Below are 14,775 nucleotides of genomic sequence, written 5' to 3'. Positions count from 1 at the left end.
CCCTCCCTCAGGTCGAGGTGACAGCGATCCTATCCATAGACGAAAGTTCCCGGATGTGACCGGGGTCACATTGATGACGGTCACATATCGGTAAGGTGTGGCGAATCATCATCCCCTTTCGAAGGGTGTTGCCGATGATCAACATCCAGCTGTCCCGTGCCCGGACCGTCAGCCTCGCCGCCGCAGGCCTGCTGCTCGCCGGCGTGATCGCCGCGCCACCGAGCAGCGCCCAGGAGATCCCCCGCGCCCAGGCGGCGCCGGCCACCGTGGACAACGCCGTCCCCGGGGTCGACGAGATCTCCAGCAGCCCCAACCTGCGTCAGGTCGCCAACCTGCCGAAGCAGGGCCCGTTCGACACCACGTCCGCCCTCGGCACCGACATCGCCTTCCAGGGCCGGTACGCGTTCGTCGGCAACTACGAGGGCTTCGTCATCTACGACGTGTCGCGGCCGAGCCGGCCGACGATCGTGTCGCAGGTGCTCTGCCCCGGCTCGCAGAACGACATCTCGGTCAGCGGGAACCTGCTGTTCCTGTCCACCGACTCCTCCCGCAGCGACGACTCCTGCGCCAGCACCGCCCAGCCGGCGTCGGTCAAGGAGTCCTGGGAGGGCATCAAGATCTTCGACATCCGCGACAAGCGCAACCCGCGCTACATCAAGTCGGTCGAGACGGCGTGCGGCTCGCACACCCACACGCTGGTGCCGGGCAAGGACCGGCGCAACGTCTACCTGTACGTCTCGTCGTACAGCCCGCGCGCCGAGTTCCCGGACTGCCAGCCGCCGCACGACTCGATCTCCATCGTGAAGGTGCCGGTGAAGAGCCCCACCACGGCCTCGGTGGTGGCCACCCCGAACCTCTTCCCCGACGGCGGCTACCCGGGCATCCCCGGCCAGACGTCCGCCACCACCGGCTGCCACGACATCACCGCGTACCCGGCGAAGGACCTGGCCGCCGGCGCGTGCATGGGCGACGGCATCCTGCTGGACATCAAGGACCGGGAGGCGCCGCGGGTCATCGAACGGGTCACCGACACGGTGAACTTCGCGTTCTGGCACTCGGCCACGTTCAACAACGCCGGCACCAAGGTCGTCTTCACCGACGAGCTGGGCGGCGGCGGCGCGGCGACCTGCAACGAGGTGGTCGGGCCGAACCGCGGCGCGGACGCCATCTACGACGTCACCGGCCGCGGCGACGCCCGCAAGCTGGCGTTCCGCAGCTACTACAAGATCCCGCGGGTCAACGCGGACACCGAGAACTGCGTGGCGCACAACGGCTCGCTGATCCCGGTGCCGGGCCGCGACATCATGGTCCAGGCGTGGTACCAGGGTGGCATCTCGGTCTGGGACTTCACCGACTCGGCCAAGCCCAAGGAGATCGCCTACTGGGAGCGTGGTCCGCTGGACGCCGCCCAGCTGCGCACCGGCGGCTCCTGGTCGGCCTACTGGTACAACGGCCACATCTACTCCAGCGACATCCAGAAGGGCCTGGACGTGCTGGAGCTGCGGGACCCGCGCACCTGGCTGGCCCAGCTGATCCGGGTGCCGGAGCTGAACGTGCAGACCCAGGCGGGTTACCTCAGTTGGTGACCTGACGACGGAACCGGCCGGGCCCGGCACCCTTCGGGGCGCCGGGCCCGGCTCGTGGAGGGAACACCCACGTGACGATCGACCACCGGACGGCGGTGCCGACCGACGAGCGGATCCGGTCCCTGCACGAGCGGTTCGCGCCGACCGAGGAGGCGTTCCGGCTCGTCTGGACGCACTGCCGGATCGTCTGCGAGATCGCGGAGGACCTGCTCGGCCGGCACGACGCCGGCCTCGACCACGCGCTGGTGCGGGCCGGCAGCCTGCTGCACGACATCGGCGTCTACCGCCTCTACGACGCCCACGGGCGACTGGACCAGCGAAACTACGTCCGGCACGGGGTGCTGGGGCACGCGCTGCTGCGCGACGCCGGCCTGCCCGAGTCGCTCGGCGGCTTCTGCTCCCGGCACACCGGGGTGGGGATCACCCGCGAGGACGTGCTCCGCCAGCGCCTGCCACTGCCGGTGGCGGACCACACGCCGCGCACCGGCGAGGAGAACCTCGTCATGTACGCCGACAAGTTCCACAGCAAGACCACGCCACCCACATTCGTCTCGGCGGCCACCTACGCCGTCACGGTGGGGCGATTCGGGGCGGACAAGGCCGCCCGGTTCACGGCGCTCGTCGAACGGTTCGGCGAACCGGACCTGGCCGCGCTGGCCCGCCGGCACGGGCACCCGGTCACCTAGCCCATCGGCAGCCGGTAGCTGCGGGCGCCGCCGCCCGCGGTGACCACCCGCACCTCGCCGGTACGCAGCCCGTACGTCACCGACCAGCGGGTGTGCGACTGGCGCACCGCGTCGAGCAGCCGCAGCGCGCCGGCGGCGTCGACAGTCCCGCCGACGCGGTCCAGCTCCTTCGCCAGTACCCCGTACCGGTGGTCCCGGCGCAGGTCCCGCTCGGGCACCCCGACCGCGGGCACGTTCGTCAACGCCTGCCACGGGCCCCGCCGGCGGTCCACCTTCAGCGCCCCGTCGACGAACTCGACGACCGCGGAGGCGCCGGTGGCGTCCGCGAGCAGGTAGTGCAGCGGCGGCCCGCCGTCGAAGTCCAGGTTGTACCGCCCGAACACGGCGACCGCCTCGTCGACAGTGGCCGCCGAGTCGAGCACCAGGCGCAGGATGCGCACCGAGCCCACGGTGGGCCGCCCGGGCACCGGCTCGGCGCGGGCGCCGTCGTCGGCGGCCAGCCCCACCGCCAGGCCCCGCTCGTTCATCCCGTCGAACGGCAGCAGCGGCGCGTCGAGCAGCCGCCGGTCGCCGGTCGGGTCGGCGGCGACCCCCAGGTAGGAGATGTCCACCAGGGAGATCGAGGCGTGCCCGTCCGGCGGGTCGGTGCGCAGCACCAGCGCCGGGTTCGATTCCCAGTCGAAGTTGCGGGCGAACAGCGGACGGTCGCGGTCGGCCAGGGCGGCGAACAGCGAACAGCCGAACGGGCTCGGCGGGGTGCTGCCGGCCACGCCGGCGCTCGGGTCGTAGTCGCCGACGTAGGTCATCTCGTACAGCGGCAGCTCGTCGACCTTGCGCAGGCTGGCCAGCGTCCGCTCGACCTGGCCGGGATCCTGCCGGGAGGCGGTCGGCGTGCCGGCGGCGGCCGGGCCGGCGGGCGCGCCGCCCTCCCCGCAGGCGGTGCCGAGCAGGAGCAGGGCGAGCCCGGTGGCGACGAGGGTCCTCCGCATGCCCGCGACGCTAGAAGAGTCGGCGCGCGGTGTCCATCGAGGAAACGGGTCAGCTCTACACGCCCATCTCGACCTCGTACGCCCGCCGGAACCGGCGACGGGCGCCGGGGGCGAGGCAGACGTGCCAGGCCCGCCCCTCGTCGACCACGTTGACCTCGCCGGCGTCCTGCCGGGCCAGCAGCAGCCCGGCGAGGGCCGCGCGGGCGCCGAACCGCTCGTACCAGTCCACCTCCACGTCGGCCGCCCAGCCCAGGCAGTGGCCGCTGGGCATCGTGGCGGGGTGACCCAGCCGGCGCAGCCGGTGCTGGTGCTCGGCGCTGCGGACCAGGCCGGTCACCCAGAGCGGCGGCGTGCCGGGCCGGGTGACCGCGACGAACTCCCGGGCCAGGTCGTTGAGGAGGGCGATCATCTCGCGACGGGCGCGGGGGATCAGCAGGCCGCCGACGGCCGGGCCGGCGGCCGGACGCACCCGCCTCCGGACCGCCCACCACCCGCGCCCGAACGCGGTGGCGGGCTGCTCCCGGTACCGGAAGCCGAGCAGGCCCCGGCGACGCAGCCATTCCAGGTCGACCAGGTCGATGCTGGTGCGCACCTGGTCGTCGGTGAGCAGGGTGGGGCTGTCCCCCCACCACAGCACGTCGACCCGGGACAGCAGGTAGGTCCGGACCAGGGTGGTCAGGTCCGACGCCGGGGCGCGGGAGCCCGGCTGGTGGCGGGCCATCTCCAGCAGCAGCGTCTCCCGGGCGCCGACCAGTCCCTGCGGGGTCGCGTCGAGGACCGCGGCGATGGCCGGCTCACGCAGCCGCTGGTCGAGCAGCACCTGCCGAGCGGCGGTCGACGGCGCATCCGCGAGCGCGCCCACCTCGACCAGCAACTCCGCCACCGCGGCCCGGTAGGCCGCCAGGTCCGGCCGTGAACCGTCGGCGGGCCGGTCACCCGACGGCAGCCGACGGCTGGGAGTGGTGGACGCGACGGCGGGACCGGGCTGGCGACCGGGGCTGCGGTTGGGCACTCGCATGGTCTCCGCCCCCTCTCGACAGAACACGGCGTAGTCGATTCTGCACACACCGTAATTGGCCGGGAGGGGCCACCGAGAACAATCCTCCCGAAGGCGCCCGATCAGGTAGCCGCCCCACCCGCCAACGCCTGCACCTCGGCGTAACCGGGAGCCGGCGGCAGCCCGGGGTCCCGCCCGGCGGCGACCGCGTCGACCAGGTGCAGCGCCGCACCCAGCGCCGCACGGAACGGCAGCGAACCGGTGCTGACCCGGGCCACGCCGAGCCGGCCCCACGCGGCCAGGTCCGGGCCACCCGGGCGGTGCAGCACGTTCAGCGGCAACCCCACCTCCGCGGCCAACGCCCCGACCTCCTCGTCCGGCGCGCCGGGGACGAAGAAACCGTCCGCACCGGCCGCGCGGAACACCGCCGCCCGACGCCGGGCCTCGGCCGACGGCGACGTCACACCCAGCCACCACGCGTCGGTGCGGGCGTTGACGAACAGACCCGGCACGGCCGCCCGCACCGCCGCGATCTTGGCGGCGACCAGCGGCGCCGGCGCCAGCGTGCCGTCCGGGCGACCGTCCTCCAGGTTCACCCCCACCACGCCGAGCGCGGCCAGTTCGCCGACGTACCGGGCCACCGCCGCCGGGTCGTCGCCGAAGCCACCCTCCACGTCGACGGTGAGCAGCACCGGCACGCTGCGCAGGCGGCGGACCAGATCCCACGATTGCACCCGGGTCGCGCCGGCACCGTCCGGCCGGCCGGCGGCCGCCGCGACGCCGAGGCTCGTCGTGCCGACCGCCGGGTGGCCCCGGGCGGCGAACGCGGCTGCGGAGGCGTGGTCCCAGGCGTTGGGCAGCAGCAGAGGGCGGCCCGGCCGGTGCAACTCGCGGAAGGCGGCGAAGCGGTCGGTCATCGCAGGATCACCTCGATACGGGTCGGGACGCGCAGCGTCGGGTGCGGGGCGTACGGAACCGGCAGGTCGACGCGACGGCAGCGCCGACGCACCACGTCGACCACGCCCTCGGCCAGGGCCAGCGCGTGCCGCTCCCCCGGACAGCCCCGGGGTCCGGCCCCGAAGGTCAACGCCCCACCCGCCCGGCCCACCACGAACCGGTCCGGCGCCGGGTGGACCGCCGGGTCCCGGTTGGCCGCGTCGAAGCGCAGCAGCAGCGGTTCCGCGGCACGGATGGTCCGGCCGCCCAGGTCGATCGCCACGGTGGCGACGCGCCGAGTGGCGCGTACCGGCGGGTCCAACCGCAACACCTCGGCGAGCAACCCGGAGGTCCGGAGGCCCGCCGGCGCGGCGAGCCCGTGCCGGACCGCGCCGCCGATCAGCCCGGCGGTGGCGTCGGAGGCCTGCACCAGCAGGCCGATCCGGTTCGCGGTCACCTCGTCCGGGGCCGATGGCGACATCGCCACCAGCGCGGCCACCGCCCGGTCCGCGCGCGCCACCGCATCGGGGTCGGCGCCGGGATGGTAGGCGGCGGCCACCGCGGTCACCGCCGCGACGGCCGCCGTCGGGTCGGCCAGGCCGAGCCGATCCGCCAGCACCCGCACGGGTACGCGCCGCGCCACCGCTCCCATCACTTCGAGGAGGCGGGGCCCCCTGTCAACGCCTCCGGTACGGGCCGAGCCCCCTGTCGACGCCTCGGCGGCGACGCGGTCGAACAGCTCGTCGGTGAGCCGCGCCGCGGCGCGGGACAGGTCGCGCGGGTCCACGCGGTCGAGCGCGGCCACGCCGATCGACCGACGGGCGGGATGCGAGCCGGGTGGGCTGAACCGGCACACGAAGGCGCGCAGCCAGCCCAGCGTGCCCGGCGGCGCGTCGGGGTCGACCGAAGGCACCACGCAGCGGGGGTCGGTCAGCGCGGCGACGACGTCCGCGTGCCGGGTGACCACCCAGCCGTCGTCGCCACGCACCGGCGGCCCGCAGTCCGGCGTACCGGGGGCGGCCGTGATCGTCGGTAGCTCCACCGTCCGACCGTAGGCGGCCGATCGTTCGGCCGGAACCGAAGGATAGCCCCCTGGCGGGTCGGGCCGGACTCGTTCCGGGTGAGCGTGTTCCGGTTGGGCTCGGTCAGGCGGTGCCGGCTCGGCGAGGTGGCGGCATCGACCGCGCCACGACCCCACCACCTCGCCGAGGTGGAGTCGATCAAGCGGGGACGCCGGACCCCGGCCCGGCTGGCCGGCACGGCCGAGCGCAGTCCGAGTGGTGGGCACGGCCGAGGCCACGGGTCGAGCCGGCGGCACGGCCGAATGCCAGGTCAGGCGCGCGCGGGTCCGCTGTGACGGGGCGGCGGGGCGAGCGCGGACGGGTCGAGCGCGAGCGCCTCGGCGAGCGCGTGCCGGCCGGTCCGGGTGAGCCGCACCGACCGGCCGGTCCCCCGTTCCGTCCAGCCGAGGTCGAGAAGGCGTGCGCACAGCGCGGCACCGAGCGCCCCGGCCAGGTGCGGGCGTCGCTCGGTCCAGTCGAGACAGTCGCGCACCAGCGGCCGCCGGGCGGCGCGCAGCGGTTCGACCGGCACGCCGAGGTCGGCCAGCCAGGACGTCCCGGTCGGGGTGAGCGCCAGCCCGCCGGCCAGATCCAGCACGCCGCGCGCGAGCAGCGCGTCGTACAGCAGCACGCCGAGCCGCCCGGCGAGGTGGTCGTAGCAGGTCCGGGCGTACGCCAGGGCGGCGCCGGCGGAGGCGGCGCGCAACGTGCGCGGTGGCGCGGCCGGCGTGGGCGCCCGGGCGGCCAGGTCCTCGACGAGCTGGGCGACCGCCGGGTCGGCGAGTCGGACGTAGCGGTGCCGGCCCTGTCGCTGTTCCACCAGCAGGCCACCCCGCACCAGTCGGGTCAGGTGGTCGCTCGCGGTGGAGGCCGCCACCCCGGCGGATCGGGCGAGTTCCCCGGCGGTCCAGGCGCGCCCGTCCAGCAGGGCGAGGCAGAAGCCGGCCCGGGTGGGGTCGGCGAGCAGCGCGGCGAACCCGGCCAGCCCTCGGCCGTCGGCGCGGGTGGTCATCGGCCCATGGTGGCACGGGCACGTTTCGGCCGGTGCCGAACGGTCCGGCGGCAACTCTTTACATCGTTGTATCCAACGTTGTAGAAACGTGTGCACCGCAGTGACCTCCGTCTACTCCGAGGCAGGCCCGATGCGACACCTCCACCGCGGCGGCGTGCTCGCCGCCGTACTCACGCTCCTGCTCGCCGGCGCGGCGCCCGCGCCCGCCGCCGGGCCCGACCGCTACCGCAACCCGGTCTCCGCCGGATTCGCCGACACCTTCGCCGACCCGGTCGTGGTCCGCGGCGACGACGGGATCTGGTACGCCTTCGGCACCTCCGACCCGCTGCGTGAGGGTGAGGGGAAGGCGCACCGCGTGCCCATCGCCCGCTCCACCGACCTGGTCGACTGGACCTTCGTGGGCGACGCGTTCACCGCCGACCAGCGCCCGGCCTACGCCGCGCCCGGCTCGGCGTTCTGGGCCCCCGACGTGCGCCGGGTCGCCGGCCGCTGGGTCATGTACATGACCGTCACCGACACCACCGTCTCCGACGACACGTTCGACACCGCGGTCGGCGTGGCCACCGCGCCGAGCCCGGCCGGCCCGTGGACGTTCGCCGACACCCCGGTGGTCGCCCCGCGCCCCGGCGCCGGCGGCGGCTACCTGTGGACCATCGACCCGAGCCAGCTCACCGGCGCCGACGGGCGGTCGTACCTCTACTACGGCAGCTACTACGGCGGGATCTCCGTCACCGAACTCTCCCCCGACGGCCTGCGCGCGGTCGGTGCCTCGACCCAGGTCGCGGTGGACAACAAGTTCGAGGGCGCCTACGTGCTGCGCCGCGACGGTTGGTACTACCTGTTCGCCTCCGCCGCCAACTGCTGCGCCGGGCCGGCCACCGGCTACTCCGTCCAGGCCGGCCGCTCCCGTGACCCGCGGGGACCGTTCGTCGACCGCGACGGCCGGCGCCTCGACGTCTCCCGGGCCGGCGGCACGCCGGTGCTGACCCAGAACGGCAACCGCTGGATCGGCACCGGCCACAACGCGGTGCTCACCGACCTGTCCGGGCAGGACTGGATCGCCTACCACGCGATCGACCGCGCCGACCCGTACCTGGACGAGCCGTTCGGCGTCAACGAGCGGCCCATGCTGCTGGACCGCCTCGACTGGATCGACGGGTGGCCCACGGTCAACGCCGGTGCCGGCCCCTCCGAGGGCGCCCGCCCGGCACCCGTCACCACCGGTCGCGTCGACGCCCGCTTCGACACCGCCGACCTGCGCGGCTGGCGGACCGAGGCGGGCTCGTGGCGGGCGGCCGGCGGGAAGCTGACCGGCACCGGCACGCTGGCCTCGCGTACCGGCCTCGGCGGTGACCTGCGGGTGGAGACCGACCTGCGGCTGACCGGCGCGGACACCGCCGGGCTGCGGCTCGGCGCGGTGGACGTGCGGGTCGGCCGGGGCCGGCTGACCGCCGGGACCGCGAGCGTCCCGCTGCCCGCCGGCACCGACCTGCGCAACCGGCACAACCTCGCCGTCGAGGTACGCGGCCGGCAGCTCGTCGCCACGATCGGCCCGTCCCGCCTCGGTGACCCGGTCGCCCAGGTGACCCTGCGGCTCCCCCGCCCCGCGAACGGCACGCTCGCCGTCCGCGCCGAGGGCGGCCCGGCGGAGTTCGACAACGTCAGCGCGGCCCGGCTCTACCGACCGGCCCGCCACGCGGTCGCCCCGCCCCGGGTCGGCCCGGTGCTGCGCGGCTGGTCCGACGAGTTCGACGACGGGCTCGACCCGGCCTGGCGGTGGGTCCGCCAGGACCCGGCCGCCACGGTGTCCGGTGGCGCGCTGCGCTGGCCGGTCCAGGACGCCGACCTGTCCGGCACCGGCAACACCGCCGGGGTGCTGCTGCGCGACGCGCCGGCCGGGAACTACGTCGCCGAGACCAAGGTGACGCTTGACCTGGGCGAGGAGACCGTCCGCAACTACCAGCAGGCCGGCCTGGTCGCGTACGTCGACGACGACCGGTTCGCCCGGCTGACCCAGGTGGCGATCTGGAACACCCGGCAGGTCGAGTTCGGCTACGAGCTGCCCTTCGCCGGTCAGCCGGTGTACGGCGGCAGCATCGTCGGCACCCCGGGCACCACCACCTGGCTGCGGCTGGCCCACCGGGTGGACCCGGTGAACGGCGAGCACGAGTTCCGCGCCGGCTCCAGCCCCGACGGCCGGCGCTGGACGTGGGGCGCGGTCTGGACGTTCCCGGCGGACACCACGCCGCGGATCGGACTGGTCGCGCACGGCGGCGCCACCCCGGCGGTGACAGCGCAGTTCGACTACCTGCGCTTCCACCGCTGACCGTCGCCGGGGCCGTTCCCCATCAGGGGGCGGCCCCGGCTCGACCGCCCGGGCGCGGGCACGCGGCGGTCAACTCGCTCACCGTGCGGGTCTCGCCGTCGTAGCTGCGGGCCGCCACGAACTCCCCGGCCGGCCGCTCCGCCCCGGCGACCGCCCGGGCCCGCCGCCGGTCCGCACCCCGGAAGCGCAACGCCAGGCTCAGGTGCGGGACCCACCGCCCGGGCAGGTGCCACGGGTGCGGGCCGGTGGCCTCGGCGAGCACGTCCCACACCGCCCCGTGCAACGCGACCAGCTGGGGCGTCGGGCGGACCAGCCAGACCAGCGGGGCGCTGCCGTCGAGAACCTCCAACCGACCCAGCCGCACCGGCAGCGGCAGCGCGGCCTCGCAGAGGTCGGTGAGGCGCTGCTCGGCGCCGGGCGGGAAATCCTCGACCGAGGCGAGCGTCAGGTGCGGCCGGTTCGTCGGGTGTGTGTTGCCGGCCAGGCTGGGCAGCCCGGCGGCGGCGAGCCGGCTCCAGGCCGCCCGCACGCCCGCATCCAGCTCCGGCGAGCAGATCAGTTCCACCGTCCGCACGGAATCAGGCTAGTCCCCGGCAGCGGGCCGCGACGCCCCGTGCCCGGTGCCCGCCGGCACGATCAGAGCCAGCCGGCCTCGCGGGCGCGCCGGACGGCCGCGGCGCGGTCGGCGACCCCGAGCTTCTGCACCGCGGCGCTCAGGTGGTTGCGGACCGTCCCGGCGGCCAGGTGGGTCCGCCGGGCGATCACCGCGACCGGCGTGCCGAGTTCGGCCAACCGGAGCGTCTCCAGCTCGCGCGGCGTCAACGGGCACTCGGGCAGGGTCAGCGCGTCGGCGGCGAGCGTGGGGTCGACGTAGCGCGCGCCGGAGTGCACCCGCCGGATCACGTCGGCCAGTGCCCCGCCGGGGGCGCCCTTGGCGAGGAACCCGCGCGCCCCGGCGGTCAGCGCCGGCCGGAGCAGGGCGGGACGGGCGTGCCCGGTGAGGATCACCGGCGCGCACCCGGGCAGCAGCCGGGTCAGCTCGGCGGCGACCTCGACCCCGCCGGGCGGCGGCATCTCCAGGTCCAGCACGGCCACGTCCGGGCGGTGGGCCGCCGCCGCGGCCAGGGCGGCGCGCCCGTCCGCGGCGTGCGCCACCACCTCGATGTCCGGCTCGAGGTCGAGCAGCGCGGCCAGGGCGAGCCTGATCAGCTCCTCGTCGTCGGCGAGCAGCACCCGGATCACGGCGTCACCGGCACGGTCGCCACCAGGCTGAACACGCCCTCCTCGGCGGACGCCCGGACGCGTCCGCCGGACGGGGCGAGCCGGTCGGCGAGGCCGCGCAGGCCCCCGCTGAACCCGTCCGGCCCGACGCCGCGGACGCCGTCGTTGCGTACGGTCACCGTCACCGCGCCATCGTCGCGGGTGAACTCGATCCGGCACCAGCCGGCCCGGCTGTGTCGCAGCACGTTCGTGCCGGCCTCCCGCAGCACGGCGGCCAGGTCGGCGGCGACGGGGGCGGGCAGCTCACCCGGCGGCGGCTCGACCGTGCAGCGCACCCCGCTGGAGCGCAGCACCTCCCCCACCGCCGCCGCCTGCTCGGTCAGGTCGACGGCGCGATAGCCGTGCACCGCCGCGCGTACCCGGGCCAGCGCCGACGCGGCGAGCCGCCGCGCCTCGGCCGCCTCCCGTCCGGCCCGGGCGGCGTCCACCGGCGCCAGCCGCTCGGCCAGCTCGGCCTTCAGCGCGATCACGGTGAGGTCGTGCCCGAGGAGGTCGTGCACGTCGCGGGCGAACCGCAGCCGTTCCTCGGCGGCGACGAGTCGGGCCCGGGCCGCCTGCCCCTGCCGGGCCTCGACCAGCAGGTCCCAGAACCACACCTGGGCCCAGGTGAGCAGCGCCACCCCGGCGCCCACCCCACCGGTGACCAGCAGCGCCGTGGCCGGCGGTCCGCCGGACGCCACGGTGACCACGACGGCGGCGGCGAGCACCCCGGCCCCGGTGGCCGCCGCCGCCGCCGGCCGGAACAGCAGCGGCGTCATGCCGACCAGCGACGCGCCCAGCCAGGCCCAGGTGGGCCAGGCGCCGGCCGCCACCGGACCGAGCAGCGGCAGGCTGAGCAGCGCGGCCACCGCCAGCGCGAGGTGCCGGCGACGCCGGGCCGCGGTGGCGAGCCACGGCGTGACCGCCGCGTGCAGCACCGCCACCTGGGCCACCGTGAAGCCGGCCAGCACGACCGCGCCGAGCACCACCCGCACCGGATCCGGCTCCCGGGCCAGACCGACGGCGGGCAGCAGCACCGTGGTCCACACGTTCGTGGCCAGCGACAGCAGGGTGATCCGTCGGGCCCGGCGCATCCGGTTGTCCACCGCATCGACCGTCATGGCCGCCGATCCTAGGTCGGCCGAATGTCACGACCGACCCGTGTGTTCCGCACGGTTTCCCGATGACGGACGCTCCTGGTTCCGCGCACCCGACACCGGCAGGGTCGGGGCATGACGGAGATGACGATTGACGTACCCCGGTCGCGGGCCCTGTGGACGCGGACCCGGCACCTGGCCGGGATGCTCGTGGCGATGGTGGCGGGCATGGTGCTGCTCGGCCCGTTGTGGCGGGCTGCCGGGCAGGCGTTCGGCGGCACGGGCGTGCTCGCCCGGGCGGACGTCGCCGCGCTGGTGATGGCGACGAACATGTCCCTGGGCATGATCGCCTGGATGTGGCACCGCGGCGACGGGTGGGCCGCCACCGCGGAGATGACGGCGGCCATGTACGTGCCCTTCCTCCTGCTCCTCCCACTCTGGTGGGCCGGCCTGGTCGGCGGCCACGCGCTGATGCTCGGCGGCCACCTGCTGATGGCGCCGGCGATGGTGCTGGTGATGCTGCGGCACCACCACGCGCCCGGCACCACCACCCGTCGGCATCCGGTGGCGGCGGCCCTGGCGCGCCGCTGGCCGGCCGCCCTGGCACTGCTCATGACGGCCGACATGTGGTTCGCCCCGACCGTGGTCCCGCCCTGGACCTTGCTGGTGCTGCCGGCCGGCTACCTGATCCTCGGCACCTGGCGGCGGCAGTGGGCCGACCGGCGGCGGCTCGTGGTCCAACTCGCCGGGCTGGCCGTCTGGGGCGGTCTCGCCGCCGTGGCGGCCGCCGGGCCGGTGGAGGTGGCCGGTGTGCTGGTCGGCCTGGGGTGGCTCGGGCACGCCGGCTGGGACCTCTGGTTCCACCGCACCGGCCGGGTGGTGCCCCGGGGGTACGCGCAGTGGTGCGCCGTGCTGGACGTCGCGGTCGGAATCACCACGCTGCTGGCCGTCCTCTCCCGGTGACCCGGGGTGGCGTGGCGAACGTTTGCGCCGGTCGCCGCGACCCGGCTCCGGCCGTGATGAAAGGCTTGCGGTATGAGCGCCGCACCGACCCCGACCGACCCCACCGCCCCCGCCGACGCCGAGGACGCCCCCGCCTTCGCCGATCTCGGGCTGCGCGACGAGCTGCTGGGGGCGCTGTCCGCCCTCGGCTACGAGGAGCCGACCCCGATCCAGAGCGAGGCCATCCCGCCGCTGCTGGCCGGTCGGGACCTGCTCGGGCAGGCGGCGACCGGCACCGGCAAGACCGCCGCGTTCGCCCTGCCGCTGCTGCAGCGGATGCCCACGGGGCGGCCGGACGGCGACCCGGTGTCGCTGGTGCTGGTGCCCACCCGGGAGCTGGCCGTGCAGGTCTCCGAGGCGTTCCACCGCTACGGCAAGGACCTCGGCGCCCGGGTGCTGCCGATCTACGGCGGCCAGCCGATCGGCCGGCAGCTGCGCGCCCTCGACCACGGGGTGGACGTGGTGGTGGCGACGCCCGGGCGCGCGCTCGACCACATCGCCCGGGGCACGCTGCGGCTGGGCTCGCTGGCCACCGTGGTGCTGGACGAGGCGGACGAGATGCTCGACATGGGCTTCGCCGAGGACATCGAGGCGATCCTGGAGCACGCCCCGGAGGGCCGGCAGACGGTGCTCTTCTCGGCCACCATGCCGGCCCGGATCGACGGCCTGGCCCGGCAGCACCTGAGCGACCCGGTCCGCATCCGGATCGAGCGCGAGCGCCCGGTGGCCGGCGCGGCGCCGAAGGTGCGGCAGAGCGCCTACCTGGTGGCCCGGGCGCACAAGCCGGCCGCGCTGGGCCGGGTGCTGGACGTGGAGTCGCCCACCGCGGCGATCGTGTTCTGCCGCAGCCGGGAGGAGGTGGACCGGCTCACCGAGACGATGAACGGCCGGGGTTACCGGGCCGAGGCGCTGCACGGCGGGATGAGCCAGGAGCAGCGGGACCGGGTGATGGGCCGGCTGCGCGGCGGCACCGCCGACCTGCTGGTCGCCACCGACGTGGCGGCCCGGGGGCTGGACGTCGAGCAGCTCACCCACGTGGTGAACTACGACGTCCCGTCGGCGCCGGAGGCCTACGTGCACCGGATCGGGCGGGTCGGCCGGGCCGGTCGAGAGGGGGTGGCGATCACCCTCGCCGAGCCGCGCGAGCACCGGATGCTCAAGACGATCGAGCGGGTCACCGGCCAGCGGATCACCATCGACAAGATCCCGACCGTCGCCGACCTGCGTACCCGGCGGTTCGAGCTGACCCAGGCCGCGGTGCGGGAGGCCCTGCTCGAGGACGACCTGGAGCCGTTCCGGGCGGTCGTCGAGTCGCTCACCGACGAGTTCGACCTGATGGAGGTGGCGCTCGCCGCGGTTCGCCTGGCGCACGAGGCCACGCTCCCCGGCACCGCCGATGAGGAGGAGATCCCGCAGGTCGCCGTCCGCGCCAACCGGGACGGCCGGCCCGGGTCCGAGGGTCGGGACCGGCGCGGCAGCGTACGCGCGCGCGGCGCCGGCACCACGCAGGTCTTCATCGGCCTGGGCCGGCGGGCCGGGGTGCGTCCGCAGGACCTGGTGGGCGCGATCACCGGCGAGACCCGGGCCAGCGGGCGCGACATCGGCTCGATCGAGATCGCGGACCGGTTCTCGCTGGTCGAGATCCCGCAGGCGCTGGCCGACGAGGTGATCGCCGGGCTGCGCGGCAGCACCATCAAGGGCCGCAAGGCGACCGTCCGCCGCGACCGGGACGGCGAGGGCGACCCGGGTGGCGAGCGCCGCTTCGAGGGCCGGGACCGGCGCGACCGTCGGTGACCGCGCGCCGGATCGGCCCGACGGGGGCG

13 protein-coding genes are annotated in these 14,775 nt (G+C 75.6%); 5 read left to right on the top strand and 8 right to left on the bottom strand.

What is annotated here, in order from left to right; genetic code table 11:
- Window positions 1–134 precede the first annotated feature (134 nt).
- Window positions 135–1,586: an LVIVD repeat-containing protein gene (locus O7598_RS12610; RefSeq protein WP_269691515.1), complete on the top strand. Its 1,452-nt coding sequence runs from the start codon at window positions 135–137 to the stop codon at window positions 1,584–1,586.
- A 71-nt stretch (window positions 1,587–1,657) separates the two neighbouring features.
- On the top strand, window positions 1,658–2,272 hold the full coding sequence (locus O7598_RS12605; protein WP_269691514.1) for an HDIG domain-containing metalloprotein: 615 nt from the start codon (window positions 1,658–1,660) through the stop codon (window positions 2,270–2,272).
- Here O7598_RS12605 and O7598_RS12600 read toward each other — a convergent pair.
- From O7598_RS12600 to O7598_RS12580, 5 genes are all read right to left on the bottom strand, one after another.
- Window positions 2,269–3,261 carry a linear amide C-N hydrolase gene (locus O7598_RS12600; RefSeq protein ID WP_269691513.1) on the bottom strand — a complete coding sequence of 331 codons (993 nt, stop codon included), beginning with the start codon at window positions 3,259–3,261 and terminating at the stop codon, window positions 2,269–2,271. The two genes, O7598_RS12605 and O7598_RS12600, sit on opposite strands and share 4 nt — an antisense overlap.
- A gap of 55 nt (window positions 3,262–3,316) precedes the next feature.
- On the bottom strand, window positions 3,317–4,279 hold the full coding sequence (locus O7598_RS12595) for a hypothetical protein (RefSeq protein WP_269691512.1): 963 nt from the start codon (window positions 4,277–4,279) through the stop codon (window positions 3,317–3,319).
- A gap of 101 nt (window positions 4,280–4,380) precedes the next feature.
- Window positions 4,381–5,175 (bottom strand): isocitrate lyase/PEP mutase family protein, encoded by a 795-nt coding sequence (locus tag O7598_RS12590; protein WP_269691511.1) that lies wholly within the window; start codon window positions 5,173–5,175, stop codon window positions 4,381–4,383.
- Complete coding sequence (locus O7598_RS12585; RefSeq protein ID WP_269691510.1) at window positions 5,172–6,236, bottom strand: cytochrome P450; 1,065 nt, start codon at window positions 6,234–6,236, stop codon at window positions 5,172–5,174. Before O7598_RS12585 ends, O7598_RS12590 begins: the two co-directional genes overlap by 4 nt.
- A gap of 290 nt (window positions 6,237–6,526) precedes the next feature.
- Entirely contained in the window at window positions 6,527–7,267 is a 741-nt protein-coding gene (locus tag O7598_RS12580; RefSeq protein ID WP_269691509.1) for an ArsR/SmtB family transcription factor, read from the bottom strand.
- A gap of 130 nt (window positions 7,268–7,397) precedes the next feature.
- Here O7598_RS12580 and O7598_RS12575 point away from each other — a divergent pair, with 130 nt between their 5' ends.
- The gene (locus O7598_RS12575; protein WP_269691508.1) at window positions 7,398–9,593 is read left to right on the top strand and encodes a family 43 glycosylhydrolase; all 2,196 of its coding nucleotides are present in this window, start codon (window positions 7,398–7,400) and stop codon (window positions 9,591–9,593) included.
- A 22-nt stretch (window positions 9,594–9,615) separates the two neighbouring features.
- On the opposite strand, the gene O7598_RS12570 is transcribed toward O7598_RS12575, so the two are convergent.
- The 3 genes from O7598_RS12570 to O7598_RS12560 all read right to left on the bottom strand — a co-directional run bounded on the left by O7598_RS12570 (window position 9,616) and on the right by O7598_RS12560 (window position 11,974).
- Window positions 9,616–10,167, bottom strand: a complete 552-nt coding sequence (locus O7598_RS12570; protein ID WP_269691507.1) for a 2'-5' RNA ligase family protein — start codon at window positions 10,165–10,167, stop codon at window positions 9,616–9,618.
- 62 nt (window positions 10,168–10,229) lie between these two features.
- On the bottom strand, window positions 10,230–10,835 hold the full coding sequence (locus O7598_RS12565; RefSeq protein WP_269691506.1) for a response regulator transcription factor: 606 nt from the start codon (window positions 10,833–10,835) through the stop codon (window positions 10,230–10,232).
- Window positions 10,832–11,974, bottom strand: coding sequence for a sensor histidine kinase (locus O7598_RS12560; RefSeq protein WP_269691505.1), 1,143 nt, complete (start codon window positions 11,972–11,974; stop codon window positions 10,832–10,834). The genes O7598_RS12565 and O7598_RS12560 overlap by 4 nt, the downstream gene beginning before the upstream one ends.
- A 111-nt stretch (window positions 11,975–12,085) precedes the next feature.
- Here O7598_RS12560 and O7598_RS12555 point away from each other — a divergent pair, with 111 nt between their 5' ends.
- On the top strand, window positions 12,086–12,913 hold the full coding sequence (locus O7598_RS12555) for a hypothetical protein (protein ID WP_269691504.1): 828 nt from the start codon (window positions 12,086–12,088) through the stop codon (window positions 12,911–12,913).
- 72 nt (window positions 12,914–12,985) lie between these two features.
- Window positions 12,986–14,746: a DEAD/DEAH box helicase gene (locus O7598_RS12550; RefSeq protein ID WP_269691503.1), complete on the top strand. Its 1,761-nt coding sequence runs from the start codon at window positions 12,986–12,988 to the stop codon at window positions 14,744–14,746.
- The last annotated feature ends 29 nt before the right edge of the window (window positions 14,747–14,775 follow it).

Origin of the sequence: Micromonospora sp. WMMC241, from assembly GCF_027460165.1 — a bacterium.
Lineage (GTDB): Bacteria > Actinomycetota > Actinomycetes > Mycobacteriales > Micromonosporaceae > Micromonospora > Micromonospora humi.
Note: the sequence above shows the minus strand (reverse complement) of the source record. Positions and strands in the feature narration are given on the sequence as shown.